Here is a 25,975-nt window from a genome sequence, read left to right on the forward strand (position 1 = left end):
ATGCTGCGGTTGAAGCCGGCCGCGAGCCGGGCGAGCAGGGCCTTCTTGTCGTCGGGGTTGCCCGGGTTGTTGGCGAACGGCCCGTGGTTGCAGGTGAAGACGTCCTTCGAGGTGGGCTTGGCGAAGGAGTGGCCGCCGGTGAAGGTCAGGACGTCGCCGCTGACGCGTCCGGTGAACACGCCCCGGCCGCCCTGGAGATCGATCCGGAGGTCCGTGGAGCGGTACGTGTCCCACACCCGGTCGATGTAGCCGTTCCACAGGTCGCGGAACGGCATCTGGTCCGGCCTGTCGAAGTACGGCGCCATGAGGTTCTGCGGCGAGATGACCCGCAGCACGCCGCCGTCGTCACCGCGGATGACCAGCTTGTCCCACGGCTGCCCGTCCCTGGCCGCCTGGGCCGTGAGGTCCGCGGCGATCCTGCCGACGGCTCCGTCGGGCAGCGGGGCAACGGTGTGCGTGGCGTCGCCCTCCAGGGTCAGACCGATGGGGAGCGCGGTGACGAGGTCGACGTAGCTGATGTTGGCGTACAGCTGCTGCGGATTGAAGGTGAACTCGCAGAACGACCACGTACGGCCGTAGTTGGGGTCGGCGCGGGTGGCGAAGGCGGGCTCGACCAGGGCGGGTCCCGGGTTGAGGAAGAAGTCCAGCTTGTCGTCGCGCACGAAGTAGACACGGGCGCCGTACATCTGAGGGAGCGTCAGCACCTTGGGCGGGGCTCCGGCGGCGCCGAGCGGGATGGCACAGTCGACGGGCAGCGGGGTCTGGGGTGCCGAGGGGGAGTCGGGCCGGTAGACGCCGCCGTCCGGCTTGAGCAGGACCCAGCGGTCGGTGCCCTGCTCGTGGCCGGTGACGTAGGCGCGCACCTGGCCGGGGAGCGACTTGTTGGCGAGGGCCAGCTCGCAGGTGGCGGGCGCGGCTGCGGTACCGGCTCGGGCGCCGGGGCTGAGGGCGCTGCCCCAGAGGGGGTAGGTGAGGGCGCCCGCGGCGCCGGCCGTGGAGGTCAGGAACGTTCGACGCGATATCACGGAAGGTCTCCTGCGCGGTTGCGTGGGGGGGAGCGTGGGAGTGACACGGGGAGGGGGTGATACGGGGAGCGTGGGGGTGGTGCACCACTGTCCCGACGGCCGAATGCGGCGTCAAGAGTTGTGACTGAGAGCGCTCTCAGAAATCTTCTTCCTTCATCATCTGACGGCTTGGCGCGGGCCCCGCACCCGCCTTCCACCGGCGCCAGGGGTGGGCGGCGCCGACCGGAGGCGGATTGTCAGTGGCGGGTGCCAGACTCAGAAGGACGGAAGAGACATGCGACAAAGGAGTCGATCATGCTCAATGACCGTTTCACCGCTGGTGCGCCGATTTGGGTGGACATGTGTGCACCCGATCTCGGCGACGTCAGCGATTTCTACCGCACGCTGTTCGGCTGGGAGCTCCAGCGCGGCGGCGAGGACGTGGGCGGGTACAGCCAGTATCAGCTCTCCGGCAGGACCGCCGCGGGCGCGATGGCCGTCCCGGCCGACCAGGCACCCCCGTCGTGGACGCTCTATTTCCGCTCGCCCGACGTGGATGCCACCGCCAAGGCGGTCGAGCAGGCCGGCGGCCGTACCCACTTCGAGGCCGTGGACGTGCTGGACCTCGGTCGCATGGCGGGCCTCGCCGACTCCGCGGGCGTCTCGTTCGCCGTCTGGCAGCAGGGCCGCCTGAAGGGCCTCGATGTGCTGAACGAACCGGGCGGCCTCGTCTGGACCGAGCTGTACACCCCGGAGGTCGAGGCAGCGGTCGCGTTCTACGGCTCGGTCTTCGGCTGGCAGACCACCGAAGCCCCGTTCCCCGGTGGGAGCTACACGATGGTCCACCCCGCCGACGGCACACCGGACGACATGTTCGGCGGCGTGGTGCCGCTCGCCACCGACCCCACCGAGGCGGACTCGGGGGCGTACTGGCTGCCGTACTTCCAGGTGGACGACTGCGACGACACCGTGGCCAAGGCCGGCCGGGCGGGTGGCACCGTTCGGATGGAGCCCGTGTCGATGGAGGGCGTGGGCCGCTTCGCGAAGCTCGCGGACCCGGCGGGGGCGCGGTTCGCGGTGCTGCAGCCGGCGCCGTCCGGCGAGCAGGGCGGGGCGTGACTCTGGTCCTGCCATTCCGCGCGCGGGCCCGGCGGACCGCTCCGAGCGCGGAAATGTCAGGGAAGTGTCAGGTGTCGGGGCGTCACGGTGTGGCGCCCTGGCTTCGCGGCACCGACTTGCCGCATCATCTCGTTTCACGGCCTCGTGCCACGGGCAGTCCTCAGCGGGCGCACGGGCCTGCGGACGGCTACCAGGCTGTGGACGGTTACGGACCTGCGGACGGCCGAGGGAGAGCCGACCAATCGTTCGTTGATCAATCGTTGATCGGTTGTTTCGCGCGGTGGGACACCATCGGTGGCATGCAGATCGACATCACAGCCGAGCGGGAACTCGCCTGGCAGGAGCAGGCGCTGTGCGCCCAGACAGGAGCCGACTTCTTCTTCCCCGAGCCCGGTAGCTCGGTGCGCGAGGCGAAGGACATCTGCCGGATGTGCGAGATGCGCTCGGCCTGCCTGGAGTACGCGCTCAACAACGACGAGCGGTTCGGCGTCTGGGGCGGCCTCTCCGAGAAGGAGCGGTATGCCCTCAGACGTGCACCTCGGGCTTGAGCCCTGAGCCCCGAGCACCGGCCCCGAGGAGGGGCGCTGAGCACCGAGTACCAGCCCTGAGCCCTTGAGTGTCCGAGTGTGTCGCGACAGCGGCACCGGAACTCAAGGGCTCAGTCGCTCCGTTCCCCTTTCCTTTCCGACCGCCGACACCGACCGCCCAGCCGCGCCACATGACCTCGTAGAACATCCACTCGTGGGTGTGCGCCTTGAGTCCACCCCTCGCCCACCGTCGCCCGCGCGGGCCGGTCGTAAATCGATGCGACACAGGCGCGCGGTCATGGTTACGATCCGGGGGTCGCACGCGGGGCGTGCGGCGGGGGTCCTGTAGAGCAGAGGCAGACTCGCCGCCTTTTCAGGGCGGATACGCCGGTTCGAATCCGGCCGGGACCACGAGCACGGCACACGCGGGGCGGGAACGTATGGGTGAGAGCGGCGGGATCAGCGAGACGGACCTCGCGGCCTTCCACGACGTGGTCGGCAGACTCCGGGAGCTCCCCGTCGACGACCCGGTGCGGCTGCGCGCCGAGCAGGTCGCCGCCTCCTTCGCCCGCGACGGCCGGCTGCGCCGACGCAAGGCGCGCGGCGCCGAACTCTCCGCCGCCGACGCCGCCGTCATGGCCGCCACCGCGACCGGCGCGGGTGACCGCCGGGAAGACGCGCCCCTGGTCGCGGAGGGGAAAGGCGGCGTGTTCCTGCGCCCCCGCCACTGCTACGTCTGCAAGGCGTCGTATCGACAGGTCGACTCCTTCTACCACCGGCTCTGCCCGGAGTGCGCGGCCGACAACCGCGCCCGGCGCGCGCTCACCACAGATCTGCGCGGACGGCGCGCGCTGCTCACCGGAGGCCGGGTGAAGATCGGCTTCCAGCTCGCCCTGATGCTGCTGCGGGACGGCGCCGAGCTCCTGGTCACCAGCCGCTTCCCGCACGACACCGAGCGCCGCTTCCGCGCCGTCGCGGGCAGCGAGGCCTGGCTCGACCGGCTCACGGTGCTCGCCGTCGATCTGCGCGATCCGCGCCAAGTCCTGGGGCTTTGCGAAGAGTTGCGGGCGATGGGCGAGCCGCTCGACATCCTCGTCAACAACGCGGCCCAGACGATCCGGCGGCCGCCTGCCTCGTACGCGGCGCTCGCGGCCGGGGAGGCCGCCCGGCTCCCCGCGCTCGCCCGGAGCGCACCCGGGTTCCGGCCGATGCGGACGGACGTGGCCACCGCCGGGCAGGGCGCGCTCGCTCTGGTCCTGCGCGACGCCGACGAGGCCGGCCTGCTGCGCGACGCGGACGAGGCGGGCCTGCTGCCCGATCCCTCCCCCGAGAACTCCTGGTCCGCCCGGCTCGGCGCCCTGGACCCGGCCGAAGTCCTGGAGACCCAGCTGGTCAACGCGCTCGCCCCGGCCCTGCTCTGCGACCGGCTGCTGCCCCTGCTGCTCGCCTCGCCGCGCGCCCGTACCTACATCGTGAACGTCACGGCCGTCGAGGGCCGCTTCGCCGTGCGCAACAAGATGGCAGGACACCCGCACACGAACATGGCGAAGGCGGCCCTGAACATGCTCACCCGCACCAGCGCCGCCGAACTCGCCGACCAGGGCGTGCACATGTGCGCCGTCGACACGGGCTGGATCACGGACGAGAACCCCACGCCCAAGAAGGACCGCATCGCGGGGGCCGGCTTCCGCACACCACTCGACGTGGTGGACGGCGCGGCCCGGATCTACGACCCGATCGTGCGCGGAGAGGCCGGCGCGCCGGTCTCGGGGGTCTTCCTCAAGGACTATCGGGAGGCACCGTGGTGAGCTGGAGCAGGGGCGGGAGCGGGAGCAGGGGCGTGGGCGCCGACGCCGGGGTGCCACGCGTGATCCCGCGGCCGGTGGCCGAACTGGGGCCCCTGCTCGATTGGTTGAGGGGCGGGCGCCCGGCCGGGGAGCGCATCGACTTCACCGCGGGCACGGTGCTGCCGGACGGTCGCCTCGACCTGTGCAAGCAGGCGCTGGGCGCGCAAGGCGCGGCCCTCGTCGCCGGGGCGCTCCGGGACGCCCGAGGCCCCTCGCCCGTACGGCACCTGCTGCTCGGCACGGACGGCCTGGGCGACACGGGGGCCGCGGACGTGACGGGCGCGGCGAGCGGCGCCGCCATCGAGACCCTCTACCTCGGCTGCAACAACATCACCGCGGGCGGCGCCTGCCGCATCGCGGACCAGCTGCGCGCATCGCCGCAGGTCGTCACCGGGGTCTGGTTGAAGCGCAATCCTCTGGGCCCCACGGGCGGTCGAGCGGCGGCCGAACTCATCGACTCCGCGCGGACGTTGCGCACCCTCGACCTCGTCCAGACCGGCCTCGACGCCTCGGGCCTGACGGTTCTCGCCGACGCTCTCCTCGCGGCGGCCGACACCGGCCGACGGATCGAGCGGGTCTACCTGGGCGGCAATCCGCTGGGGCGGGAGGGCGCCGCACCCCTCGCGGAGCTGGTCGCCCACGGCGCCGTGCGTGAACTGTACGTATCGGCGGCGCGGCTCGGTGACGAGGGCGCCTTTCTGCTGGCCGACGCTCTGGCGCGCGCCCCGTACGGCGATCTCGAACGGCTGGCGCTCGCCAGCAACGGCATCGGGCCGCGCGCCGTCGCCCGGCTTGTCGCCACGTCCGTGGCCGCCGGGGTGCGGTTGCTCGACCTCGGGAGGGTACGCGCGGCCGGCGCGCTCGGCGCGGCGGACAACCACGTCGACGACGAGGCGGCGCTCGCCCTCGCGGCGTCACTCGCGGCGGGCGAGCACCGGCTGTCCCATCTGGTCCTCGCCCACACCGGGATGCGCAGCCGCGAGGCGCACCGGCTCCTCGACGCCGCCGAGGGCGCGCGCACACCCACGCGCTTCGTACTCGGCGCGGGCATCGCGGCCAGCGTCAAGCGACGCCTCGCGGCCTTGAGCGCGGCGATCGCGGCGCCCGCGGTCCCGCCGGACGTGGCGGCGGTACGCAGCGTGCACCGCTGACCCGAGGAGCACGGGCCGGGCCCGGGGCGCCGACCACCGGGCCCGTAGGATGCCTCACTAGGGCGGGGTCGTAGCGCAGAGGCAGTCGCGCCGGTCTCCAAAACCGGAACACGCTGGTTCGAATCCAGCCGCCCCGTCCAACTCGCGCGGTGTCGCGGGGGGCCTCGATCGGCCTCGATCGCGATGCGGGGCTCACGTCCGCGCGGCAAGGTGCCGCTCGTGTCAACGGCACGCAACCTCGCACCCGGCGCCCGGCGGCGAGGCCGCGACCGAGGCCGCCGATGCCGACGTGCCGAAGCCTGCCGCCGGGTGTCCCCTCCCCGTTACGAAGCCAACCCCTGGACCGGCGTGACCCGGTTGACGTGGATGAGGACGTCGAAGGCCTCGGGCAGGTCGGCCACGGCCAGGTGTTCGGCGGCATCGCGCTCAGCGCTGTAGACCCCGCTGATCACACGCAGCCGCGCCGGACCCGTCCACTGCGGGCGCTGCCCTTCCTCGCGCAGATTCGCCCAGCCCGCTCGGGCAGTCTCGTCGGCGAGCCGCGCGTCGATCCAATCGGGGTCGGGCGGCGGCACGGTGGCGGTGCCCAACTCCCCGTGGTGAAAGCCGATCGCGACGGACACATAGGCCCCGCCGTGGTGACGGCGCAGCACGCTTCCGACCGTGGGCCGGCTGCCGCGTTCGGGGGCCAGGCCCAGGGCCGCCGGGGTGGCGCAGGTGTGGGCGATGCCGTCCCAGTAGGCCGCCCGCTGCCCGGTGCGGCGTCCCTGTTCGAGGATGGTGTTGCCCCACACCTCTGCGTCGCCTGCGTACGTGCCGCTTCCGGCGACACTGCGCCGGTGGAAGGCGGCGATCAGGCGCATGCGGTCCAGTACGGCGCCGTCGTCGAGCCGTTCGACGATGGCGAGCGCCTCGTCGGCGTGGTCGGCGAACGGCCGGCCGGGGTGCAGGCCACGGGCGCGCTGGATGTGCTCGTCGACCTGGTGCGCCGTGCGGATGGGATCCAGGTGACGGGTGACCTCCGCCAGCTGCTGCGGAGACGTCACGCGTACGTGGTCGAGGACCGCGTCGTAGTCGGCGAGGGAAGCCTGGGGCGGTTTCACGCCGAAGATGTGGACGGGGTTTTCCGCGTGCTCGTCGTTGAAGGCGCGGATCCAGTCCAGCGCCGCGGCCATCTCCGTCGTACGCCATGGGGCCCAGGCCGTGGCCAGTGCTTCAGCGGCCGAGGGAGCGCCGTCGGGGTCGCGCCGTACATAGGCGTGGAGCGCCCGTGCGGCGTCGGCCGTGTCCTGCACCGCCAGGCCACGGAAGCCGTGTTCGCGTACCAGTCTGCGGAACAACTGGTCGCGCACGGTGAAGGTCTCGTGGGCAGCGCGGGTGGACTCGCCGAGGCCCACGACGCTCGCCCCGTCCGCGATGACCCGGGCGATCCGGTCGAGTGCCGTGGCGGTCAGGGGCACGGGTGCCGTGGCGGTCAGGGGCAGGGGTGGCGTGGTCGTCATGCGCGGGCTCCGGTACGCAGTTCCTGGAGTGCCTCGGCCCACTCGACGGTCTCCCTCAGCACGGTGACGAGGGTCCTCGTGTGGTGGGGCTGGGGCGTGAACGCGCCGGGCCGGGTGGGGTCCTCGATGGTGAAGTCGCCGAACAGAGACAGGGAGACCTGGGAGCGGACCGTGGCGACCTTCAGCTCCGACAGGATCAGCCGCAGATGTTCGACGGCACGGGTGGCGCCCTGCACGCCGTAGCCGACGAACCCGGCCGCCGTGTGGTTCCACTCGGCGTAGAGGTAGTCGATGGCGTTCTTCAGGGCTCCCGTTATGGAGTGGTTGTACTCAGGGGTGACGAACACGAACCCGTCGTAGCCGCCGACGGCCTCGCTCCAACGGAAGGTGTGGGGCTTGCTGTACTGCCCGGCGGCCGGTGGCTGTGGTTCGTCGAGGAGGGGGAGGCCGAAGTCGGCCAGGTCGAGGATGTCGAAGTGCACCTCGGGCAGGTGCTCGACGCCGGTCTTGGCGACCCAGTCGGCCACCATGCGGCCCCGGCGGCCCGGGCGGGTGCTGCCCAGGACAACGCCGATCTTCGTGGTCATGCGATGCCTGCTCTCTTCGGGGGGTGTTAACGGCTGGTGGGTTGCTCTGGGGCAGGGCGTGAGCCGGCTGTGCGGCGTGACGCCGGCCGATGGTTGACGTGATCGGTCAGCTGAGTGCCGGGCTCGGTTCCGAGATGTCGGTGTCCAGCAGGCTCGGTGTCGTACGCAGCGCCGCGCGCAGTGCCTGGTTGAAGCGTTCCGCCTGGTCCTGCTGGGCCATGTGGCCGCCGCCCTCGACCACCGTGAGGCGGGCGCCGGGGATCAGGCGCGCGCACTCCTCGGGGGCCGACAGCGGGATCTCGGTGTCGAGTTCACCGTGGAGGAACGTGGTGGGCACGCGTATGGCCGACAGGCGCTCACGCGGGTCGTACGAGGCCTGGGCGAGGATCAACTCGTCGATGAGGCAGGTCGATTCGAGCATCTGACGCACCGTCCGGTCGATCATCGCCGGACTGGTTCCGGGCCGGTACCAGTGCGGGACGAAGCCGGCCAGGGTGCCGGCGCGGTCGGCGCGAAGGCCCGCCAGGAGCTCGTCCACCGCGTCACGCACCGTGGTGAAGTGGTGGACGCCCGCGCCGACCGGGATGATCGCGCCGATGCGGTCCGGCGCCGCGAGCGCGGCCTCGAGGACGTACGAGCCGGCGATCGACGATCCGACGAGCACCGGCTGCTCCAGATCCAGGGCATCGAGGAACGCCAGGATGTCGCGGGTGGCATCCGCAGTGGTGTAGCCGGTGGCGGGCCGATCGGAGCGGCCGCAGCCGCGCTGGTCGAGGGTGATGACCCGGTGGTCGGTCATCAGGTCGGCCACCTGGGCGTCCCAGACCCGACCGCTGCTCCCCAGGCCGTGCAGGAACACCACAGGCTGCCCGGTGCCGTGATCCTCGTAGTACAGCCTGGTTCCGTTCGCTGCCGCGTAGGCCATGCCTCGTCCCTTCTGCCCGCCCGCGTCCGTAGGGGTGCGGGCCGTCGCCGGAGTTCGGCCACGCAGGCCATTCCAGCCCGGACGCCGACGCCGACCAAGGAGCGCTTCACTCATATAGTGATCAAGGATCGTGATGAATGAGGGGTGAAGCCGAATGGGGGCGAGATGGAGCTGCGTCAGCTGCGTTACTTCGTGGCCGTGGCCGAGGAGCTGCATTTCGGGCGGGCCGCCGAACGGCTGCACATCGTGCAGCCCACCGTCAGCCAGCAGATCCGGCGGCTGGAGCGCGAGTTCGGGATCGACCTGTTCCATCGCACCACCCGCACCGTGACGTTGACCCGGGCCGGCGAGGCGTTCCTCCCGCACGCGCAGGCCATCCTCGACGCCGAGCGGGCGGCGGGCGCCTCCATGGCCGACCTGCGCGCCGAACAGCAATCGACCCTCAAACTCGGCACGAGCACCGGACTGGGCTCACACCTCGACGACCTCCTGGGCGAACTGGGCACGCAGGACGCGCAGTTGACGGTCGAACTCATCAGCATGCCCCGAGCCAAACGGCTCCAGCAGGTCCGCACCGGGGAGCTGGACGCCGCCATCATCCGCGGCGCCGACCGCACCCCCGACCTGGAGCTCCTCCCTCTCTGGCAGGACACACTGGTCGCGGCCCTCCCGGCCCAACATCACCTCGCCGACCGGCAGAAGATCGATCTGGCCGAGCTGGCCGAGCTCCACCTGCGGATCGCATCCCGTGACGCCAACCCCCACCTCGTCGACGCCGTCATCGACGCATGCCGGGCAGCGGGCTTCATCCCCGTCATGGGCCCCGCGTTCACCACCGACCAGGACACCCTCGCCGCCGTCGCCACCGGCAAGCCGAGCTGGACCGTCTACTACGCCGCCCAGGCCGAGCACCACCCGGCTCCGCGGGTCGCCTTCCGGCCCCTCACCAACCCCACGCCAACGGTCCCCGCCTACCTGGCAGTACGCCCGGACCCGCCGCGCCGCCCGCTGACGCTGCTCCTGGCTGCCTGCCGTCACCTCGCGTCCTGACCCCCGAAACCCACGGGCACCCTTCACCCGTCACTTCGAACCGGCCGCCACCAGCTTCGCGGTGATGGGTTCGAGCTCCGCGATCAGCTCGCCGAGTTCGGCGGAGGACAGCGCTTCGAACGGCGGGGCGGCGAGGTCGTCGGTGAGGGCCTCGATGCGCTGCTTGGTCTCGCGGCCCGCGTCGGTGAACCGGCTGTCGGCGTCGACGAGGCCGCGTTCGCGCAAGCCGTTCATCACCGCGGCCAGCCGCTCCTTCGGAAGGTGATGGATCCGCCCGAACGACTCGGGCGGGTGTACGCCCATGTCCAGCGCGCTGAGCACGTGGGCCTCCGTACCGCCGATGCGCGCGCCGAGGAGAGCGGCGATGTGACCGTCGCAACGGTGCTCGCGCAGCATGGTGGCGGAGTGCCACAGCCGGGCGACCGGGTCGCTCGGCACCGGAAGGGTGCGCATCCCGGCGTACATCATCCGGCCCTCCGTGGGCGCACTCGTCGCGGCCTTGGTGATCAGGTCGGCGGCGCGCACCAGGCCCGCGGATTCGGCCGTTCTGTCGCCGAGAATCCGCCGTACGGAGGCCGCGCTGCCGCGTTGCCGCGCGGCGACGGACGCCTCGGGCGGGATCGTCTCCCACGCGCTCGGGATGTGCCGGGCGACCTCGCCGTCGGCGAAGCTGTAGAAGGCCGCGTGCACGACCTCGGCGGGGACCCGCCCCAACGGCGCGGCGCGGCTCGCGAAGTAGCCGTCCCAGTAGGTCCGGTGGCCGAGCGCGGCCAGCTCCTCGTTGGTCTCGTCGGCGTGGAAGGTGACCAGGCAGATCGGTTCCAGGAGCCCGAACATGCGGCGGGCGATGTGCGTCATGACCCGCATTCTGCCAGCAGGTTGGGTTTTTCCACGGGCACGGGACTGCTACGTGTGCGGAGTTCACCGCTGCTCACCTGCCGCGTCCGCCGGGCCCCGAACACCCTCGTGTAACGGCGGCCACCTCAAAGGTGATCGGCATCCAGGCACGACGCGGGCCCCGCGCATCGGACTTCCTGCGCGGGGCCGGCGGTCGTGCAGCGGAGGCGACACGACGGTGCGGGTCAGCGGACCTCGGTGACCCGGTGTTCCCTCAGGGCCCCGCAGTTGGAGCCGTAGACGCTGACGTACACGTTCTTGATGCTGCCGCCCCAGTCGACGCAGTGCCCCTTGCCGTAGACGGAGGCCGGGCCGGCGTACGAGGTGAAGGTGCCGCTGTCGGAATCGCCCTGGTCGGTGTCGGCCACGTAGACCCACGTCGACATGTCCACGGCCGTACCGGGGTTGCTGCGGATGGTGGCGACGCAGTTGCGGCCGTTGGACGCGTTGTAGGTGAGGTAGATGGTGCCGAGCGAGCCCACCGCCGCGGAGTTGACCGTCTTGTAGCTGCTGCCGCACACCTTCTGCGGTGTGGTGTTGGCCGCCGCGGAAGCCGGCGACGCCAGGACGGCAGAGGACCCTGCCACCAGCGCGGACACGGCCGCCAGCGAAAGCACAGAACGCCTGAGTCGCATATTTCCCCCTTGTGTTCTTTCTGGCTTTTTGTTTGTGCTATGTGTGACACACCGCACACACAAAGGGTTGTCGCGGCATCAGCGATTGGCCGGAAACATTCGGATTGGCCGGTAGTCGCCGCCGAAGTCAGCCGTGCGTGGCCCTGGCGTAGAGCGCGGCCGCCTCGACGCCGAGGATCACGCTGTACGACACGTCGGGGGTGTCACCGCCGCCGTGGTAGCCGCCGAGGACACCGGTCACGTGGCCGTCGGCGGTGACCCACGGGCTGCCGCTGGTACCGGTGCCGAAGTCGGGGCAGCCGATGCGCTGTTGGCCCGCACGAAAACGGCTCGCGGTGTTCGTGCAGGTGCGCGGCGCGTCCTCGTCGGACGGGTAGCCGGTGACGGTGACGCGGCGACCGGTGCCCGCCGCGGTGTCCAGGACATTGGCCCCGGTCACGTCCTCGATCCGCCGGCCGTGCAGCGGTTCGAGCGCGGCGAAGGCGAGGTCGTGGTCCTCGGCCTCGTCGCGGGTCCAGTGGTCGTCGGCGTAGACACGGTCGATCGTCCACAACCCGTAGGGGGCCTTGCCGTCGTGGTAGCCGGGGGCGAAGGTGACACCCTTGCCGTCCCCGAGACAGTGGCCCGCGGTGGCGATGAGGTCGCGGCCCTTGCTGTGCACCACGGAAGCGGTGCAGAAGTGACGGCCATTCAGGCCACCCTTGAAGAGCGCGCCGACCCGCGCACCCTTGGCGGGCGGCGGCTCGGGGTGCACGGCCGGGGCGACCCCGCGGGACAGCGCGTGGCTGTCCGCCAGCGCGAGGCACGAGAACAGGGCGCCGACGGTGATCAGCGCTCGCAGGCGCCCTCGCCTCAGCCGTATTCGCCTCATCCGCCACTCCCCTCGTCCGGTTGCCGGGAAGCATGCCCGAGGAACCTGAGGATCCACTGTGACGCCCACCACAAATGACCCTGATCGACAATGAATATCCGCAGGCCAGGGCGTTAACGACCGGAGGCCGACGCGGCGGGCCACCATCACCGGGGGCCTCAACGACCCACCTCTCCGCACCCGTTGGCGCGACGTGCCGTCCGTGCGGCTCCGGCCGTCAACTCCCGTTGCGTACACGTGAGTTGAGGTCGGCACCCCCGTGCCCCCGAGTCAAGCCCGGGTAAAATTTCCGCCTATTGGTCCAGTCCTTTACGGACCCGGGAGCGCGACAGAGGCCTCCGGCGCCCCGCATTGGTACGGCCCGGACGCCCCTCCGCCCGCGTTGACATGCCCACGGGCGGTGGTTCTCTGAGAGGTCTGTACCGCAGGAGGTCTGGACCAGAGCCGGTCCGGACCACGGCCGGACCGCGCCCCCATAGGTCCGGCACCGCAACAGGTCGGCCGCACTCCCCAAGGAGAGCCGTGTCCCCACGCATATCCACAGCCAGACGCCGCCCGGCCCCGGCCGGCCCCCGGCGCCTCATCGCGATCCTCGCCGTGCTCGCACTCGCACTGGCCGGGCTCACCTCGTTGGCGGCCCCCGCCGTCGCCGCCGCCAAGCTCACCGCCACCTTCGTCAGCGAGGGCAGCGGTTCGTCCTGGACGGGCAAGTTCGTCGTGAAGAACAGCGGTGACACCGCCGTCGACACCTGGTCCCTGGAGTTCGACCTGCCCGACGGCGTCAGCATCAGCGACCACACGCACGGCACCGCGGAGGTCAAGAGCAGGCACGTGGTCGTGACGCCCGCGTACTACAACGCCCGTGTCCCGGCGGGCCGGGACACCGAGCCGTACAGCTACACCTTCCGCGGCAGTGGTCAGCTCAAGGCGCCCACCGGTTGTCTCATCAACGGCGACAAGTGCGACGGCACCGCGGCCGTCCCCCCGAAGGCCCCCACCGGACTGAGCGTCGCGGACACCACCGCCCGTACGGTCGTCCTGAAGTGGACGGCGGCCGCGCAGGGCGACTTCCCCGTCGCCTCGTACGAGGTGCTGCGCGGCACCACCGTCGTGGCGGCCAGCGCCACCACGCAGGCGACGGTGCGCGGCCTGGAGCCTGCGACGGCCTACCAGTTCAGTGTCCGGGCCAAGGATTCGCGGGGCAACACCGGCGAGGCGAGCGTCCCCGTGAGCGCGACCACCGTGGATCCCGCGACCGACACCGTGCCGCCCACCGCGCCCCGCAACCTCCGCGCCAGCGAGGTCACTTCGAGCACGGTGAAGCTCGCGTGGGACGCGGCCACCGACAACCAGCGCGTCGCCGCGTACGACGTCTACCGCGGCACCACCCTCGTGGAGAGCCTGCCCGCCGACACGCTGGCCGGCACCGTCACCGGCCTCACGCCCGCCACGGAGTACGCCTTCACTGTCAAGGCACGGGACGCCGCCGACAACGCGTCGCCCGCGAGCAACACCGCGTCCGTCACCACCAAGGACCCCGTCGGGCAGGACGGGTACGCGAAGGTCGGGTACTTCGTGCAGTGGGGCATCTACGGCCGGCAGTACTTCGTACGGGACCTGGAGACGTCCGGCGCCGCGGCCAAGCTCGACGTCATCAACTACGCCTTCGCCAACGTCGACCCCAAGAACCTCACCTGCCTCAACGGTGTCACCAAGGGCACCACGCAGAACCCCCAGGACCCCAACCAGGGCGACGGGGCCGGGGACGCCGAGGCCGACTACGGCCGGGCCTTCCCCGCCGGGCAGTCCGTGGACGGCGTCGCCGACGACGGCTGGGGCAAGCTGCGCGGCAACTTCAACCAGCTGAGGAAGCTCAAGGCCAAGCACCCGAACCTCAAGGTCGTCGTCTCGCTCGGCGGCTGGACGTACTCCAAGTACTTCTCCGACGTCGCCAAGACGGACGAGTCGCGGAAGAAGTTCGTCAAGTCCTGCGTCGACATGTACATCAAGGGCAATCTGCCCGCGTACAACGGCGCGGGCGGTGACGGCGTCGCCGCCGGCATCTTCGACGGCTTCGACCTGGACTGGGAGTGGCCCGGATCGCCGGACGGCCACCCCGGCAACCACTGGAGCACGGACGACAAGGCCAACAACACGGCGCTGATAGCGGAGTTCCGCAGGCAGCTCGACGCGCTCGGCGGCAGTCACCGGCTGCTCACCGCCTTCACCCCGGCCGATGCCAAGAAGATCGACGACGGCTGGGACCTCAAGGAGGTCTTCAAGTACCTGGACTTCGGCAACGTCCAGGGCTACGACTTCCACGGCGCGGGCAGCGACAACTCCTGGGAACCGAACCGCACGGGGCACCAGGCCAACCTGTACAAGGACGCGCAGAGCCCGTACGCCGGCGACTTCAGCGTCGACGACGCCGTGAAGGTGTACACCGACCAGGGCGTCAAGCCGCGCAAGCTGACCATCGGCTTCCCGTTCTACGGGCGCGGCTGGCAGCAGGTCGCCGACGGCGGCGCACACGGCGAATGGCAGAGCGCCAACGGCGCCGCGCCGGGCCAGTTCCAGGAGGAGGCGGGCACCCGCGGCTACGACAACCTCGTCGCCGCCTTCCCGAACCTGACCGTCCACCACGACGAGCAGTCCGTCTCCACGTACGGCTACACGGGGGCGAACGGCCAGTGGTGGTCCTTCGACGACGCGTGGTCCATCGGGAAGAAGACGGCGTACATCAAGTCCAAGGGCCTGCTGGGCGGCATGATCTGGGAGATGTCCGGAGACACCTCGGACAACGTCCTGTTCAACGCCCTGGACCGCGGCCTGAAGTAACCATCGCGGCGACCGCCGCCCCATATGCGCAGGGGCGGCGGTGTCCGGATCAGCCCTCCAGGGCCGACGCGATGTGGTCGAGATCAGCGAGGAGCGACGTGATGCGCCGCGGCTCCATCCCCGCGACCATGCGCTCCTCGACGGCGTACACGGCGGCCTGGACCGCGGCGAGGCGCGACCGGCCCTCTTCGGTGAGGCGGGCGGGCAGGGCCCTGCCCTGGTCGGCGGTGGCGGGGCGGGCGATCAACCCTGCCTCCTGGAGACCCCGCAGGACGACGTTCCCGGACTGCCGGGTGACGAAGGTCGCGCGGGCGATGTCGGCGTTGGACATGCCGGGATGCAGCGCCAGGAGTTCGAGGGTGGCGTACTGCGGCACGGTCAGCCCGTACTCGCGCAGGACCTTGTCCATCGCGCCGCGCAGGGCGGCCTGGGCGCGTTTGAGCAGGTAGCCCACGTGATGGGTGACGTCGTCCGCTGGGCGGAAGGGCTCCGTCGGCACACTCTCGTTCATGTCAGCATTTTGACATAGGCATCCCCGCACCCTAACCTCAATGTCAAAGTCCTGACATCGCGCGGGGAACCGCGCTGACGCCCAAGATGAGGGAAACGCACATGTCTGTCGCCATCGACGGTCCCGACTTCGTCGCCCTGCAGGTCCACGACGTGGAGGCCGCAGCGGCCTTCTGCGAGCAGCACCTGGGCCTGCGCCGAGCCGCGGTGTCCCCGCCGCACGCGGTCGTGTTCGACACCAAGCCGACCCCGTTCGCCGTCCGCGCGCCCCTACCCGGCGTCAACCTCACCGACGCCGCGCAGCCGGGGCTCGGAGTGGTGCTCTGGTTCCGGACGACGGACGCCCATCAGCTCCACGACCAACTCGTCGCCGCCGGCGTCAAGATCGTCGAACCCATGGCGGACAGCCCCTTCGGACCGAAGTTCTCCTTCGAGGGCCCGGAGGGCTACACGCTCACCGCGCACGGCGGCTGACCGAGCGAGACACGAGCCGGGCGAGGATGTCCGCCTCGGCGGCCCGGTCCCGGTCCGTGTCCTGGAGCGAGACCAGGTTGGACTGGGCGCGGGCGGCCTGGGCGTGGTCGCCGAGGCGTTCCAGGGCGCGGCTCAGTTTCCGCAGCCGGTCCGCCTGCGGGCCCGTGTCGTCCAGCATGCGGATGAGGGCGACCCGCGCGTTCTCGGTCCGGCCCTGTCGGCGGGCCAGCTCGATCCAGGTGAACTCGTCCGGTTCCGCCGCCTCCGCTCGGGCCCATTCCACGGCTCGCGTGCTTTCGGTGACCTGTCCGTCGGTGGCCTCCCTGAGGAGGGGGACGTCCGCCTCCTGGCCGTACGCCGCCACCAGCACGGAGGCCAGCCGGCGCCCCTCCGGCCACCGCGCGACGTCGGCGCAGGCCCGCTCCAGCAGGAAACGGAGCAGGGGCAGATCGCGGGCCTGCCGGTCCTCCTCCGCCGCCCGCAGCACGCCCTCGCACAGCACGACGTCTTCGGCGATCGGCTCCCACGCGTCCGGAGCACAGGAACGTGCCTGTTCGAGGGCCGTCCGCCCCGGCCCGAGCACGATGTCGCGCAGGGGTTGACGGTAGGGCTCCTCCAGCTGGTAGGCGCACAACTCGGCGGAGTTGAGCAGGAGATGGTCCGGCTCGGTGTTCGCGGTGGCCGCCTCGTCGAGGGCGACGAGTTCGGTGAGGGGACGGTCGGGCAGGCCCAACCCGTGCAGCAGCGCGGCCCGTTGGGCTTCCAGATCGGGGGCGAACTCCGAGCGCGCCTCCTCGTCGCCCTTCCGGGCCGCCGCGCGCAGCTCTTCCTCGGTCATGCCCGCGGAGACCTCCTCGCACCACCAGGGGAGCCGGATGAGGATTTCGAGCGCCTCCTCCACACTGCCGGCGACGAGCGAGGCGGCACCGTCCGAGGACGCGTGGAGCACCGCTGTTCCCCCGCACAGGAAGTAGGTGCCGCCCGTGTCGTCCCCGGCGATCGCCTCCAACGAGGCACCGGACGCCAGGTGCACCTCTTCGACGTGGTACGCCCTGTCGAGGTCGAAGTTGAAGGGGAACGCGGCGAGTTCCGCCAGGTCGGGGCGGGTACGCAGAATCTCCAGCGCGGACTCGGTCATACGACCGCACCTTAGTGAGGCGGCGTCCGCCGGGAGCAGGCGGGTGGCGCCCGCCAGCAGCCGCCGGGAGTGCCCGGGTGACGCCCCCGAGCGAGCCGCCCCCCGCCCTCACGTCGACCGAGGCAGCGGCAACCCCGGCAGGTCCGCCTCCGTGCGGCCGAGGACGATCAGGAAGTCTGGCGGCATGCTGCTGCCGCGTACGCACAAGAGGACCGAGCTGATCGAGGTCGTCCGCATCACCGATCCCTCCAGGCACATCGTTTCGGAGGACCTGTCCGGTGAGACGGCCGCCATCTGGGATGGCGACGAGGCGCAGCGTGCGCTGTCCCTGATCGCCGACCTGCCCGGCAGCGAGATGTACCGCTGCTTCTTGCCCGGCTGGGGAATCCGGGCCCACGACTCGGCCCACCTGCTCTTCGAGATCGCCTTCTGCTTCCGCTGTCACGGCGCCCGCATCTGGGGACCGGACCTCCCCGCCGAACAACGGGGCCAGACCTTCGCCCCGGAGAGCCCCGCCGCCGTGGAACTGCTGAGCTGGTTCCGCTCGTTGTAGAAACTGCCGCCGCCGGACGGAGGCTCTTGGACTCACGTGCGCGGGCTCCGGCTCCGGCTCCGGCTGCCCACACCCTCCTCTCCGACGAAAGGCAGCCGTGAGCGCCTGTCCCCCGAGGGAGCTCATCTCACTCGCTGACGACGAGGGCAACAGCGTCTCGGTCAACGTTCTCGGACTTGATCCCAGCTGGGCCGCCGGCCTCAGGGCGGAGATCGGCGTCCCGACACCCTTCGTGTCCGGTCGCATCGACTTGGGCCTGTTCGTCGCGAGGCTGGAGTGCTGGGCCGACGCGCTGGACCGGCTTGACGCGGGCGAAGACGTGGCCTGGATGAAGATGAGCCGAGGCCCGTCCATCTCCATCCAGCTCACGGGCGAACATGACTGCCCGGAGGTGGTCGTGAAGGACGACTCCTCGTCCATGGTGACCGTGCGGGTCCCGATCGACCCGCCGAACGGCTGGATCGCAGATCACCTCCGACGTCTGCGCCGGGTGATGGACCACTGGGTTCCGATGCTGTCGGCGTAGCTCGACTTGGGGAGACAAGTCACCGTCAGCAGATGAGGGCGCATGCACGCCGCCGGCGAGTCGTTGCTCCAGTACGACCTATCCCACCCTGCGGGTGACGCCACCCTCATGTATCCGTCGCTCGCCTCGCGGAGCCGGTAGCACTGCTCCCATGTTCACCATCCCCGCGCGGGCCCTCGCCGCCGCTACCTTCGCTCTCCTCTCCCACGCCGCCCCAGCCGCCCACGCCACACCGGCCGTGCCCCAGCCTCGGCAAGTGAGTCTGGCCGTGGCGATCAGTCGGCTGCCGGTCGCCGAGGAGTCCCGCGACGGCTATGTCCGCAGCGCCTTCAAGCACTGGGTGGACGACGATCACGACGGGTGCTCCACCCGCGCCGAGGTGCTGATCTCCGAGGCCAGGACCGATCCGGTCATCGAGGGGGCCTGCCAGGTCACCGGCGGCAGTTGGTTCTCGTACTACGACGGGAAGACCGTCACCGAACCGCACAGCCTCGACATCGATCACATGGTTCCGCTGGCGGAGGCGTGGGACTCAGGGGCGTGGGCGTGGAGCGGCGAACGGCGCGAGGACTACGCCAACGACCTGGACGCGGAGCGCAGCCTCGTCGCGGTCACGGCGAAGGCCAAGCGCAGCAAGGCCGATCAGGACCCGGCCGAGTGGCTGCCGCCGCTCGCCGACGCGCACTGCACCTACGCGGCCGACTGGATCTCCACCAAACTCCGCTGGGAACTGTCCGCCGACCGCGCCGAGATCGCCGCACTGCGGGAACTCGCCGAGGGATGCGGCCACCAACAGATCGACGACGTAAGGGCGGTGGGGGCGGCGACGGGCGCGTCCTGAGGCCGCGCGGCAAGACGAGATCGTCACCGCGCATCAGCACGACCCTGCCGAGCCTTCCCTCACCATGACTCCCACCGGGACTTGCTGAGAGGGTGTGGCGATGAACTCCGGTATGAAGTCGGGTCAGTGCCCCGAATGCGGCTCCGCGGAAGTCTTCCCCGTCGAAGTGAACCAGCATCAGGGCGGCGCGATCTGGGTGATGCTCAGGGACACCTACTCGCGCAAGCGTGTCCTCCTCACGACACTGGCCTGCGGGGACTGTGGGCTCATACGCCAGTACGCGGCCGATGACGCGAAGAGCCGCGACCACCTGGCACGAGCCCTGATCCGCCCCGATGACCCCCACCCCGTGTGATGCCATATCGCGGAGCTCACCGGGGCGTCAGCACGAATCCGCTGCGCGGGGCCGTCGGGACGCGCCGCAGGGGGATGTCGAGGTTCTGCTCGGGCACGTCGTAGCGGAGCGCGGCCAGCCGCGGGACGAGGGTTTCGAGGATCCGCAGCACGACGTCCTCGCCGGGACAGCGATGGTTGGTCGACGGGTCGCCGCCACCCTGTGGCACCAGTTCGTCGCGGCCCGGCTCACGGCCCAGGAACCGGCTCGGGTCGAAGGTGTAGGGATCGTTCCAGAGCTGCGGGTCGTGGTTGTGGCCGTAGAGGTCGAGCAGGACCATGCCGCCTGCCGGGATGTCGTGGCCGTCCCAGCGCAGGTCGCGCGCGGCGAGCCCGCCGATGAAGGGCGCGAAGGGGTAGAAGCGGCGGACCTCGTGGGCGAAGGCGCGCGCATACGCCGCGTCGCCCTCGGCGAGAGGCGCGCGGTGCTCGGGCCAGCGGTGCAGGGCATGCGCGGCGAAGGTGAAGAACCACGTGACGGCGACCGTCGGGCGGATCACGTTCAGGACCTCGACCGCGGCGGTACGAGCGTCGAGCAGGGTCCCGTCGGCATCGCGGTGGGCGACCACCGCCGCAAGCACCGAACCCTCGGGCGCCTCTTCCACCTCGCTCCGGACGTGCTCCACGTGACGGGCGAGTCGCGCCTCCTGCCGGCCGCGGGCCCGGCGCGCCCGCAGGTGGCGGGGGCCCGCCGAGGCGAAGCCGTCGACCATGGCCACGAGGTCGCCGGCCGTCTCCTCGGCCTCGCGGTCGCTGAGCGAGATGCCGGACCAGGCGCACACGGCGCGGGTGAGGATCAGGCTCACTTCGTCGAAGAGCACCAGCCGGCCACGCCCGGACCACCGCTGACGGGCGAGGTCCCACTGCACTTCGAGGTGGTCCACGAGGGAGCTGAGGCCATCGCGGTCCTTGAGCAGGGACATGAACAGGTCCTTGCGCACCCGGTGTTCCCGGCCGTCGAGGGTGTGCACGGCCCCGCGCCCGAAGAGGGTGTCGAGCAGCGGCCCCGGCAGCGCGCCGCGGCGTTCGATGTGGCTCTCGTCGTAGAAGAACCGCACCGCTTCGGGGCCGTGGATCGCCAGCGCCCTCTTGCCCAGCAGCCGGCAGGCCACCGGTCGGCCGCCGCTCCTGCGTCGCCGGTCGGGCAGCCACGCGTAGCCCTGGACCATCAGCGCCAAGGTGCTGTCGAACACGTACGGTCTCCGTTCGCGGTGGATCGACGCGGATGGACCCATCCGACGTGGGCCGCCCCGGCTGTGCGAGCAGACGGCCGCCGAATGGATGAACACGCGCCTCCGCGGGCCTTCGCGACAAGCCTCACGACGAAGCGGCCGTCTCCCCCGCGAGCAGCTCCGCGAGGGCCGGCGGGCCGCCCTCGGCCAGGGCGCGGCGCTGCCGGTCTGCGGGGGTGCCCTCCTGCAGCAGCCGGTGCACCAGCGCCGTCACCTCGCGGGTGTCGCCCGCCTCCTGCAAGGCGGGAGCGAGGTGGTCGAGCAGCATGCAGAGCACGTCACCGGCCCGGCGCGCCCGGCCCGCCGGGTCGACGAGGAGGCCGCTGAGCCCGTGCCGTGCCGCGTGCCAGTTGGCTGCCTGGAGCAGTTCGGGCGGGCACTGCGGCGCGGGGGTGCCCGCCTTCAGCTCCCGCAGTGCGGTGGCGGTCAGCGCGCGGACGAGTCCGGCGAACATGACCGCCGCGTCCGCGCGCAGCTGGACGTCGGCGCACCGCACCTCGATCGTCGGGTACCGCTCGGAGAGCCTCGCCTGCCAGTACAGCTGGCCGACGTCGGTGATGCTGCCGGTGTCCAGGAGCGTACGGACGCGGCTGTCGTGGTCGGCGAGCGACGCGAAGTGCGGCGGTGGGCCGCTGACCGGCCAGCGGCCGAAGACCACCGTGCGCCAGCTCGCGAACCCGGTGTCGTTGCCGTCCCACAGGGGTGAGTTCGCGGACATGGCGACGAGGGCAGGGAGCCAGACGCGGATCCGGTTGAGGACCTCCACGCCCGTCTCCCTGTCCGGCACGGCGGCGTGTACGTGCATGCCGTTGACGAGGTTCTCGTCCACGAGCTGCGGGGCGTGGGTCCGCAGGGCGAGATAACGGGCGACGCGCGTCACCGGCACGGGCGACGCCGCCCGGAACGGTGCCACCCCGCAGGCGGCGATCCGGCAGCCGAACTTCTCCGCCGCCGTGCCGACCGCGTGCCGCAGGCGCAGCAGGTGGCCGCCGACCTCGTCCAGATCGGTGCAGACGGGCGTGGCGACCTCGACCTGGGCCTGCAGCAGCTCCGGCTGCACCTCGCCGTCCTCCGCGATGGGCCCCAGCCCGGCGGCGGCACGGACCCGCTCCCCCACCGGCACCGGCAAGCAGGTGTCCGGATCGAGCAGCAAGTACTCTTCCTCGACCCCAATGGTGATCATGTCGCCTCTGGTACCCCGGTGAAAGGTGATGAATCGGGCAGATCGGTAAGCCGGACGGCCTCATCGTCCGTCACCGGTCACGGCCCCCGCAACACGGTGTCCGGCCACACCGCGTGACCGTAATCCGCCGGGCCGGGCGCCCACGACGCGCCGAGCCGCCCGTCCGTCACGCGCCGCACCGAGCCGGTCGGTGCGGTTTTTGCCCCGATTCTTCGGGGAAACCGCAGTGCCATGGACCACTCACAGGTACCCGTGCTCGACGCGCTGGCCGCGTACCACTCCGAGAACCAGACTCCGTTCACGCCGCCCGGTCACAAGCAGGGGCGCGGAGCCGACCCCCGCGTGCGCGCGATCCTGGGTGACGCCGTGTTCCACTCCGACGTACTCGCCACCAGCGGCCTGGACGACCGGGTGGAGTCCAAGGGGGTTCTCGCCAAGGCACAGGAGCTGATGGCCGACGCCGTCGGGGCGGACCACACCTTCTTCTCGACCTGCGGCAGCTCCCTCTCCGTGAAGGCCGCCATGTTGTCCGTGGCCGGGCCGCACGAGAAGCTGCTCGTGGGCCGCGACGCCCATAAGTCCGTGGTCTCCGGCCTGGTCCTGGCCGGCATCGTGCCGGTCTGGGTGGAGCCCCAGTGGGACCCGGAGCGGCATCTCGCCCATCCGCCGTCCGCCGAGGCCTTCCGCGCGGCCTTCGCCGAGCACCCGGACGCGCGCGGCGCCCTGGCCACGACGCCGACCCCGTACGGAACCTGCTCCGACCTCGCCGCCATCGCCGAGACCTGCCACCGGCACGGCGTACCGCTCATCGTCGACGAGGCCTGGGGCGCGCATCTGCCCTTCCACCCCGACCTGCCCACCTGGGCCATGGACGCGGGCGCGGACGTCTGCGTCACCTCCGTGCACAAGATGGGCTCCGGTCTCGAACAGAGCTCCGTCTTCCATCTCCAGGGCGACCTGATCGAACCCGCGGTGCTCAAGAACCGCGCGGATCTGCTGGGCACCACCAGCCCGTCCGTCCTCGTCTACGCGGCACTGGACGGCTGGCGTCGGCAGATGGTGGAGCACGGCCGCCGCCTCTACGACGACACGCTCGCCCTGGCCGGGCGGGTACGCGAGCGGATCGGCGAGATCGAGGGCATGCACGTGCACGGCCGCGAGGACTTCTGCGGTCCCGACCGGGCCGCCGACCTCGACCCGCTCCAGATCATCGTGGACATCACCGGCCTGGGCACGACCGGCTACCGGATCGGCGACTGGATCCGCGAACACCACCGGATCAATCTGCACCTCTCCGATCACCGACGCACCAGCGCGCAGCTCACGCACGCCGACGACAGCCGCAGCACCGACGCCCTGCTCGCCGCGCTGCGCGATGTCGCCGCCCACGCGGACGAGCTGCGGCCCGCGACGCCGGTCGAGGTGCCCGATCCGCCCGAGCTCCGTCTGGAGCAGGTCATGCTGCCGCGTGACGCCTTCTTCGGACGGGTCGAGCAGGTGCCGCTGGACAAGGCGGTGGGCCGGGTCAGCGCCGAGATGCTCACCCCGTACCCGCCCGGCATCCCCGCCGCGCTGCCCGGCGAGCGGCTCGACTCGGCGGTCCTGCGGTACCTGCGGAGCGGGATCGAGGCCGGCATGGTCGTGCCGGACGCGGCCGACACCACGGTGCAGACGGTCCGGGTGTCCGTGGAGGAGTGAGGAAGGCGGTGCCGCCGGGGGCGCCGGTGCGGCCACGAGGTCACAGCCCGGCTGCCGCCTTCTCCCGGAAGGCCGCCCAGGCACGTGTCGGCACGTCCGGCTTGAGCAGGACGTCGGCCGCCGTGCAGGCCAGCGCACGCGCCGCCGCCAACATGACCTGCCGCCCGCGTGGGCCGGCGGCGGCTCGCGCGAACTCGGGGGTGTGGTCGGATCCGTCCGGGCTCATGATGGCGAGGAACGGATGGATCGCGGGCAGCCGGGTGCTGACGTTCCCGATGTCCGACGACCCCAGGTAGATGCCCGGCTCGGGCTCCGTCAGAGTGATGCCCGCGGCTTGGAGGTGCCGCGCGAACAGCCCGGACAGGACGTCGTTGGCCCGGAAGTGTTCGTATCGGCCGCCCACGTCGGTGACGTCGGCCTGGGTGCCGGTCGCGAGCGCCACGCCCTGTGCGCACGAACGCAGTTCGTCCACGAGTTCCGTCAGCGCGGACGTGGTTTTCCCACGGAGTCCGAACAGGCCTTCCGCGTAGTCGGGGACGATGTTCGTGGCCCGGCCGCCCTCGGTCACGATCCCCTGGATGTGCGAGCCGGAGGGCAGCCGCCGGTCCAGGACGCCGAGCGTGTTGAAGAGCTGGATCAGCGCTCCCAGTGCGTCGATCCCCTCCGTCGGGTTGCCCGTCGGATGCGCGGCCCGCCCGTGGAAACCGACCTTGACCTGCGCGCTCGCCGTCAGGGGCGCCCACGTCCAGTCGTGCACGCCCGGATGGAACATGAGTGCCGCGTCCACCCCGTCGAAGAGCCCCGCCGCCACCTCCGTGACCTTGCCGCCGCCGCTCTCCTCCGCGGGTGTGCCGACGGCCAGCAAGGACCCGGCGATCTCGCCGAGTGCGGCGCGCGCGGCCAGCGCGGCGCCGAGTCCGGCCGCCGCGATCAGGTTGTGGCCGCAGGCGTGCCCGAGCTGCGGCAGCGCGTCGTACTCCAACAGCAGCGCGACGCTGGGCACTTCGCCGGGCCCGACGCCGTTTCCCGTACGAGCCGCGCACCCCGTACGGGCAGTGAACCCCGTACGAGCGGTGAACGCGGTCGGCAGTCCGGCCACGCCGCGCTCCACCCGGAAGCCCTCCCGTTCGAGCTCTCCCGCCAGGAGCGCGGACGCGCGGTGCTCCTCGTAGGCGGTCTCCGGTTCGCGGTGCAGGGCGAGGCTCACGTCCCAGAGCCGGTCGGCTCGGGCGGCGACCTCCTGCTCGATGCGGGCGTACACGGATTCCATGCCGTCTGTCACGTGACCTCCTCGCCGGGTGCCGCGCGCGGGCGCCGCGCGTCGACACGGCACGTGTTCCACGGATCACGGGGACCAATTCACGAGGGCTTGGGCCGACCAGCAGAGCCTTGGCCGGTCAGCGGCCCCGGCCGGTCAGAAGGCGTACCTGACCCGCAGCCAGGGCGCGTGCTCCGCGAGCAGGCGGCGAAGCCGGGTCAGGGACTGTTGCTTGACCTCAAGGGCGTAGCGCACGTTGAGGGCGCCGTTCTGCGAGCGTTTCGTCTCCTGGATGTCCGGCCGCCACAGCGCGTCCTCGGCGCGCGGGTGCCATCCCAGGTTCACCTCGTGGAGTGCCTGGTTGTGCGTCAGCATGATGACCTCGGCCGCCGCCTGTTCCTTCACCCGGGCGGGCAGTACGTCGTCGAGGTGAGTGAGCAGTTCGGCCCAGTCCCGCTCCCACCCCGGGCGCAGGACGACGGGCGAGAGGTTGAAGTGGACCTCGTAACCGGCGTCGAGGAAGTCGGCGGCCGCGGCGATCCGCTCGGGTACCGGGCTGGTGCGGATGTCGAGGAGCCGGGCGTCGGCGGACGGCATGACGGAGAAACGCACGCGGGTACGGCCACGGGGGTCGAGGGCGAGCAGGTCGGGGTTGACGAACTTGGTGGCGAACGACGCCTTCGCCGTCGGCATCCCGCGGAACGCGGCGACGAGATCCGCCGTGTTGTCGCTGACCAGGGCGTCGACGGAGCAGTCGCCGTTCTCGCCGATGTCGTAGACCCACGCGTGGGGGTCGCACTGGTTGGGTTCCGGCTTCGGCCCCTGGGCCCGCACATGGCGCCGGACGTGGGCGACGATCGCCTCGATGTTGGTGAACAGGGTGATGGGGTTCGCGTACCCCTTGCGGCGCGGCACGTAGCAGTAGGCGCAGGCCATCGCGCATCCGTTGGACGGCCCCGGGGCGATCCAGTCGGCGGACCGCCCGTTGGGCCGCGTCACGAGCTGGTGCTTGACCCCGAGCACGAGCGTCTCGGTCTTGACGCGGACCCACCGCTCGACGTTGCCGTCGTTGCCGTGCAGGGAGGGGATACGCCAGTGACTGTCCACCTCGATCACGCGCACGCCCGGCAGCCGGGCCAGGATCTGCTGGCCGCGCGGTGAGTCCAGGGCCGCGGGCTCGGCGTAGACCTCGCGCACATCGAGCATGCGGCGCGCC

Annotated in this window: 25 protein-coding genes and 2 tRNA genes; 14 read left to right on the forward strand and 13 right to left on the reverse strand. The window is 71.4% G+C overall.

Features of this window, described 5'->3' with window-relative positions:
- The coding region (locus ACZ6CV_RS13295) for a beta-1,3-glucanase family protein (protein ID WP_469250913.1) at positions 1 to 1,025 on the reverse strand (1,025 nt) is incomplete at its 3' end.
- Between the two features lie 294 nt (positions 1,026 to 1,319).
- Between ACZ6CV_RS13295 and ACZ6CV_RS13300 the strand changes: the two genes are divergently transcribed.
- The 6 genes from ACZ6CV_RS13300 (at position 1,320) to ACZ6CV_RS13325 (ending at position 5,788) form a co-directional block, all read left to right on the forward strand.
- Positions 1,320 to 2,123 carry a VOC family protein gene (locus ACZ6CV_RS13300; RefSeq protein ID WP_469250914.1) on the forward strand — a complete coding sequence of 268 codons (804 nt, stop codon included), beginning with the start codon at positions 1,320 to 1,322 and terminating at the stop codon, positions 2,121 to 2,123.
- Positions 2,124 to 2,422: 299 nt separating this feature from the next.
- Positions 2,423 to 2,671 (forward strand): WhiB family transcriptional regulator, encoded by a 249-nt coding sequence (locus ACZ6CV_RS13305; protein WP_469250915.1) that lies wholly within the window; start codon positions 2,423 to 2,425, stop codon positions 2,669 to 2,671.
- A 318-nt stretch (positions 2,672 to 2,989) separates the two neighbouring features.
- A tRNA-Glu gene (locus ACZ6CV_RS13310) sits at positions 2,990 to 3,061 on the forward strand.
- A gap of 29 nt (positions 3,062 to 3,090) precedes the next feature.
- Positions 3,091 to 4,458, forward strand: a complete 1,368-nt coding sequence (locus tag ACZ6CV_RS13315) for an SDR family NAD(P)-dependent oxidoreductase (protein WP_469250916.1) — start codon at positions 3,091 to 3,093, stop codon at positions 4,456 to 4,458.
- 32 nt (positions 4,459 to 4,490) lie between these two features.
- A complete protein-coding gene (locus ACZ6CV_RS13320; RefSeq protein WP_469250917.1) occupies positions 4,491 to 5,648 on the forward strand; it encodes a leucine-rich repeat domain-containing protein in 1,158 nt (385 codons plus the stop codon).
- Between the two features lie 63 nt (positions 5,649 to 5,711).
- Positions 5,712 to 5,788, forward strand: a tRNA-Trp gene (locus tag ACZ6CV_RS13325).
- A 183-nt stretch (positions 5,789 to 5,971) separates the two neighbouring features.
- On the opposite strand, the gene ACZ6CV_RS13330 is transcribed toward ACZ6CV_RS13325, so the two are convergent.
- The 3 genes from ACZ6CV_RS13330 to ACZ6CV_RS13340 form a co-directional block, all read right to left on the reverse strand.
- The gene (locus tag ACZ6CV_RS13330; protein WP_469250918.1) at positions 5,972 to 7,150 is read right to left on the reverse strand and encodes an erythromycin esterase family protein; all 1,179 of its coding nucleotides are present in this window, start codon (positions 7,148 to 7,150) and stop codon (positions 5,972 to 5,974) included.
- Positions 7,147 to 7,737 carry an NADPH-dependent FMN reductase gene (locus ACZ6CV_RS13335; RefSeq protein ID WP_469250919.1) on the reverse strand — a complete coding sequence of 197 codons (591 nt, stop codon included), beginning with the start codon at positions 7,735 to 7,737 and terminating at the stop codon, positions 7,147 to 7,149. The genes ACZ6CV_RS13330 and ACZ6CV_RS13335 overlap by 4 nt, the downstream gene beginning before the upstream one ends.
- 106 nt (positions 7,738 to 7,843) lie before the next feature.
- Positions 7,844 to 8,662, reverse strand: a complete 819-nt coding sequence (locus ACZ6CV_RS13340) for an alpha/beta fold hydrolase (protein WP_469250920.1) — start codon at positions 8,660 to 8,662, stop codon at positions 7,844 to 7,846.
- A gap of 165 nt (positions 8,663 to 8,827) precedes the next feature.
- On the opposite strand from ACZ6CV_RS13340, the gene ACZ6CV_RS13345 reads away from it, so the two are divergent.
- A complete protein-coding gene (locus ACZ6CV_RS13345) occupies positions 8,828 to 9,712 on the forward strand; it encodes a LysR family transcriptional regulator (RefSeq protein ID WP_469250921.1) in 885 nt (294 codons plus the stop codon).
- 30 nt (positions 9,713 to 9,742) lie between these two features.
- On the opposite strand, the gene ACZ6CV_RS13350 is transcribed toward ACZ6CV_RS13345, so the two are convergent.
- From ACZ6CV_RS13350 to ACZ6CV_RS13360, 3 genes are all read right to left on the reverse strand, one after another.
- Positions 9,743 to 10,570, reverse strand: a complete 828-nt coding sequence (locus ACZ6CV_RS13350) for an SCO6745 family protein (protein WP_469250922.1) — start codon at positions 10,568 to 10,570, stop codon at positions 9,743 to 9,745.
- 224 nt (positions 10,571 to 10,794) lie between these two features.
- Entirely contained in the window at positions 10,795 to 11,244 is a 450-nt protein-coding gene (locus ACZ6CV_RS13355; protein WP_362361947.1) for a spore-associated protein, read from the reverse strand.
- Positions 11,245 to 11,371: 127 nt separating this feature from the next.
- Positions 11,372 to 12,115 carry a trypsin-like serine peptidase gene (locus ACZ6CV_RS13360; protein WP_469250923.1) on the reverse strand — a complete coding sequence of 248 codons (744 nt, stop codon included), beginning with the start codon at positions 12,113 to 12,115 and terminating at the stop codon, positions 11,372 to 11,374.
- Positions 12,116 to 12,502: 387 nt separating this feature from the next.
- Here ACZ6CV_RS13360 and ACZ6CV_RS13365 point away from each other — a divergent pair, with 387 nt between their 5' ends.
- A complete protein-coding gene (locus ACZ6CV_RS13365) occupies positions 12,503 to 14,953 on the forward strand; it encodes a glycosyl hydrolase family 18 protein (RefSeq protein ID WP_469250924.1) in 2,451 nt (816 codons plus the stop codon).
- Between the two features lie 49 nt (positions 14,954 to 15,002).
- Here ACZ6CV_RS13365 and ACZ6CV_RS13370 read toward each other — a convergent pair whose 3' ends face one another.
- A complete protein-coding gene (locus tag ACZ6CV_RS13370; protein WP_469250925.1) occupies positions 15,003 to 15,464 on the reverse strand; it encodes a MarR family winged helix-turn-helix transcriptional regulator in 462 nt (153 codons plus the stop codon).
- Between the two features lie 101 nt (positions 15,465 to 15,565).
- Here ACZ6CV_RS13370 and ACZ6CV_RS13375 point away from each other — a divergent pair, with 101 nt between their 5' ends.
- Entirely contained in the window at positions 15,566 to 15,937 is a 372-nt protein-coding gene (locus tag ACZ6CV_RS13375) for a VOC family protein (RefSeq protein ID WP_362361935.1), read from the forward strand.
- On the opposite strand, the gene ACZ6CV_RS13380 is transcribed toward ACZ6CV_RS13375, so the two are convergent.
- On the reverse strand, positions 15,918 to 17,075 hold the full coding sequence (locus tag ACZ6CV_RS13380; RefSeq protein WP_469250926.1) for a hypothetical protein: 1,158 nt from the start codon (positions 17,073 to 17,075) through the stop codon (positions 15,918 to 15,920). The genes ACZ6CV_RS13375 and ACZ6CV_RS13380 overlap by 20 nt on opposite strands.
- Positions 17,076 to 17,259: 184 nt before the next feature.
- On the opposite strand from ACZ6CV_RS13380, the gene ACZ6CV_RS13385 reads away from it, so the two are divergent.
- From ACZ6CV_RS13385 to ACZ6CV_RS13400, 4 genes are all read left to right on the forward strand, one after another.
- Entirely contained in the window at positions 17,260 to 17,628 is a 369-nt protein-coding gene (locus tag ACZ6CV_RS13385; RefSeq protein WP_469250927.1) for a hypothetical protein, read from the forward strand.
- 97 nt (positions 17,629 to 17,725) lie between these two features.
- Entirely contained in the window at positions 17,726 to 18,154 is a 429-nt protein-coding gene (locus ACZ6CV_RS13390) for a DUF5959 family protein (RefSeq protein ID WP_469250928.1), read from the forward strand.
- A gap of 151 nt (positions 18,155 to 18,305) precedes the next feature.
- The gene (locus tag ACZ6CV_RS13395) at positions 18,306 to 18,995 is read left to right on the forward strand and encodes an HNH endonuclease family protein (protein WP_469250929.1); all 690 of its coding nucleotides are present in this window, start codon (positions 18,306 to 18,308) and stop codon (positions 18,993 to 18,995) included.
- A 100-nt stretch (positions 18,996 to 19,095) separates the two neighbouring features.
- A complete protein-coding gene (locus tag ACZ6CV_RS13400) occupies positions 19,096 to 19,350 on the forward strand; it encodes a hypothetical protein (protein ID WP_469250930.1) in 255 nt (84 codons plus the stop codon).
- A gap of 16 nt (positions 19,351 to 19,366) precedes the next feature.
- On the opposite strand, the gene ACZ6CV_RS13405 is transcribed toward ACZ6CV_RS13400, so the two are convergent.
- Both ACZ6CV_RS13405 and ACZ6CV_RS13410 read right to left on the reverse strand, forming a co-directional pair.
- Positions 19,367 to 20,581: a cytochrome P450 gene (locus ACZ6CV_RS13405; protein ID WP_469250931.1), complete on the reverse strand. Its 1,215-nt coding sequence runs from the start codon at positions 20,579 to 20,581 to the stop codon at positions 19,367 to 19,369.
- A 124-nt stretch (positions 20,582 to 20,705) separates the two neighbouring features.
- Complete coding sequence (locus tag ACZ6CV_RS13410; protein ID WP_469250932.1) at positions 20,706 to 21,803, reverse strand: carboxylate-amine ligase; 1,098 nt, start codon at positions 21,801 to 21,803, stop codon at positions 20,706 to 20,708.
- A 231-nt stretch (positions 21,804 to 22,034) separates the two neighbouring features.
- On the opposite strand from ACZ6CV_RS13410, the gene ACZ6CV_RS13415 reads away from it, so the two are divergent.
- Positions 22,035 to 23,501 (forward strand): aminotransferase class I/II-fold pyridoxal phosphate-dependent enzyme, encoded by a 1,467-nt coding sequence (locus ACZ6CV_RS13415; RefSeq protein ID WP_469250933.1) that lies wholly within the window; start codon positions 22,035 to 22,037, stop codon positions 23,499 to 23,501.
- A 40-nt stretch (positions 23,502 to 23,541) separates the two neighbouring features.
- Here the strand turns inward: ACZ6CV_RS13415 and ACZ6CV_RS13420 are convergent, their stop codons facing one another.
- On the reverse strand, positions 23,542 to 24,771 hold the full coding sequence (locus ACZ6CV_RS13420; protein WP_469251450.1) for an amidohydrolase: 1,230 nt from the start codon (positions 24,769 to 24,771) through the stop codon (positions 23,542 to 23,544).
- Positions 24,772 to 24,915: 144 nt separating this feature from the next.
- Positions 24,916 to 25,965 carry a spore photoproduct lyase family protein gene (locus tag ACZ6CV_RS13425; protein ID WP_469250934.1) on the reverse strand — a complete coding sequence of 350 codons (1,050 nt, stop codon included), beginning with the start codon at positions 25,963 to 25,965 and terminating at the stop codon, positions 24,916 to 24,918.
- Positions 25,966 to 25,975 lie beyond the last annotated feature (10 nt).

This window comes from Streptomyces sp. NPDC041713 (genome assembly GCF_055591085.1).